Raw genomic sequence first — 2170 nt, 5'->3', positions numbered from 1 at the left:
GCCAGTATCCAGGATCGGGCGAGAGATCGACCGCTTTGGAAGAAGTGGGAAGCAGGGCCTATCTCAGCTATCCCGAATGCGTCCGGAGCAGGGGAAAAAGCCAGAAGAATTCAATGCTCAGGAAGGGCAGGAACAGCCCCAAATGGAAGGCGGCCAGGTGGCGAATTTAACGCTGTAAACTGAAGAGCGGCTGATTCGGAATACAGTCCAAATTTCCCCTCATGCAGCACAGCGGTTAAAAGCAGTTTATTTGGAAAAACAAGCCCAAAAGGCGGCCCAGGCCAAGCAAGTGGGAGTGTCCCAAACTTCGCAGATTACACCGCCTACACCCATGGAGCGAGGGCGGCAAAAAGCGATCTCCGACGCACAGAAAACTGCTACGCTACGAAAAGAATGGGCATCCCTGGCTGAAAAAGAAAACGAGCTTTCGTTGGCCCCGGAGTTTGCTCTGAAAGAACAGGGTAAAACGCTGAAGATAAAGTCAGTAGGAGAAGGGCTTGCCGATGAACAGCATACGAGATTTGCTTTTCGTCAGCGGAACCCTTCAGCCAGTGCGCTCAAAGAAAGAAACACTACTGTGGGAGTAACTCTCAAATCTCGATCGGTTTCTTCTGTTTCGGCCAGGCAATCCGCAGAGGCTGCGAAACAGAGCAGTGCGGCGATGCTGAAGAGCAGTATGGCCAAACAAGCAAAGGCGCGGGTCCAGAAGCAGGCAGAAGAGCGCCTGAGAGAAACGGTGGTAAAAAAAGCGAAGAAGGTCGTGGCTGCGGCACGAAAACGGGCACAGAAATCCGCAAAACAGGCAGCTCAGGCAGCGGCTATGTTTGCCCGGGTGTTAATTGCCGCCGTTGGCGGTGGTATTTTCGCATTTCTTCTCTTTCTCGTGTTGGCTTTGGGAGCGGTAATCGCTTCGCCTTTCGGCATTTTTGCAGCCGGGGAAAATGACACTCCTGGAACGATTACCCCGTCTGCGGCCATTGCCCAGGTCAATGAAGAATACACGGAAAAGCTGGAAGAGATCCAAAGCTCTTTTGAAGGCTCTTACAGCCGGATTGAGACTGATGGTGCGCTGCCGGACTGGCGGGAAGTGCTGGCGGTATTCGCTGTTAAAGTAGCAGGCAGTGATGGAGAAGATGCCACCGATGTGGCCACCTTTGACGAAGATCGGGTGGAGCGGCTGAAGAAAGTATTTTGGGATATGGTGGAGGTCTGGGGTGAGGTGGTAGAGGTGGAAGAAGGTGAGCTGAAGGTAAAGGTGCTCATTCTACACATCGAAAGCAAGACCGTGGATGAGATGCGGGATTTTTACCACTTCACCGAATATCAGAATACCGCCCTGGATGCGCTGCTGGATGAGTTGGGGATGTTTGATGATATGCTTGGAGATCTGACCATTACCCAAGAGGATGCTCTTAAACTGCTGGAAAACTTGCCGGAGGGTCTTGATCCTGACCGCAAGGCCGTGATTGAAAAAGCATTGACCCTGGTTGGCAAGGTAAACTACTTCTGGGGCGGCAAGAGCAGCGCCATCGGCTGGGATAGCCGGTGGGGAACCATGCAGAAGGTCACAGCACCTGGAAGTCAAACCACAGGAACTTATCGACCGTATGGCCTGGATTGCTCTGGATTTGTGGATTGGGTCTTTAACAACGCTCTGGGATATAAGCCTGGCCACGGTGGCGGCGCAGCATCCCAGCACGGTTATTGCACACCGGTTTCCTGGGCGGATGCCCAGCCGGGTGACCTGGTCTTTTATGGTGATGACAGCCATGTGGGTATCGTAGGGGGCCGGACTGAAGATGGCAAGCTGCTGATCATCCATTGCTCCAGCGGATCAAATAATGTGGTGATCTCCGGCAAAAAAGGTTTTGACAGCGTAGGCAGACCGGAAGCATTTCGGTAATATTGACATTTCAGCGGTCTTGAACTATACTGAGCATAGAACAAAGGTGCTACCGGCAGACGGTTAGCCCCCTACTTGATTACAGAAGTAACCGCTTGCTTGGAGGCTGGGCGGTTACTTCTTTTTATTGGCCTGAATGAACAGGGCAATAATGGCAACGACTAAAATACCTGTCTGAATCAGATCAGAATATGTAACCATTGTCAGCCCCCCTTTCTATAAAGATCAGGGGGCAAGAAGCGCCCCTGATCTGGTCAGGGGAACTAA

General features: G+C 52.2%; 1 protein-coding gene. It reads left to right on the top strand.

The features are described from left to right. The first annotated feature begins 661 nt into the window (after positions 1-661). Positions 662-1903 carry a C40 family peptidase gene (locus KQI26_RS15025; RefSeq protein WP_216505045.1) on the top strand — a complete coding sequence of 414 codons (1242 nt, stop codon included), beginning with the start codon at positions 662-664 and terminating at the stop codon, positions 1901-1903. Positions 1904-2170: the final 267 nt, after the last annotated feature.

Source organism: Intestinimonas sp. MSJ-38 (assembly GCF_018917925.1).
Taxonomy (GTDB): Bacteria; Bacillota; Clostridia; order Oscillospirales; family Butyricicoccaceae; genus Pseudobutyricicoccus.
The sequence above is the reverse complement of the archived record's forward strand: the minus strand, read 5'-3'. Positions and strand labels throughout refer to the sequence as shown.

What these genes read in the sequence shown, in the direction of transcription:
- KQI26_RS15025 (WP_216505045.1), top strand. Translation starts at nt 662, where the DNA reads ATGCTGAAGAGCAGTATGGCCAAACAAGCAAAGGCGCGGGTCCAGAAG.